Genomic DNA, 489 nt, shown 5'->3' on the forward strand with positions numbered 1-489 from the left:
TTATAAGGACTGGGGCCCCAAGGATGCCCAGCCGATCGTTTTCCACCACGGCTGGCCGCTGTCGTCGGACGATTGGTACGCGCAAATGCCGTTCTTCCTGGCCAATGGCTACCGGGTGGTCGCGCATGACCGTCGCGGGCATGGCCGATCCGAGCAGTCGGTCGGTGGTCATGACATGGACCATTATGCCGCCGACGCCTCCGCCGTCGTCGAGCATCTCGATCTGAAAAATGCGGTGCATATCGGCCATTCGACCGGCGGCGGCGAAGTCGCGCGCTATGTCGCGAAGTTCGGCCAGCCGCAGGGCCGCGTCGCCAAGGCCGTGCTGGTCAGCGCAGTCCCTCCGCTGATGCTGAAGACCGACGCCAATCCCGGCGGCACGCCGAGCGAGGTGTTCGTCAGCTTCCGCAGCGCGCTTGCCGCCAATCGCGCAGCCTTCTTCCACGATGTCGCGGCGGGGCCATTTTACGGCTTCAATCGCGATCTCGA

Annotated in this window: 1 protein-coding gene; it reads left to right on the forward strand. The window is 64.8% G+C overall.

From position 1 onward, the window contains the following. Nucleotides 1-489, forward strand: a 489-nt coding sequence (locus tag AACY49_RS30590; RefSeq protein WP_339528022.1) for an alpha/beta fold hydrolase, incomplete at both ends; no start/stop codon positions are given.

The organism is Pseudomonas sp. EL_65y_Pfl2_R96, from assembly GCF_963970905.1.
Classification (GTDB): Bacteria; Pseudomonadota; Gammaproteobacteria; order Pseudomonadales; family Pseudomonadaceae; genus Aquipseudomonas.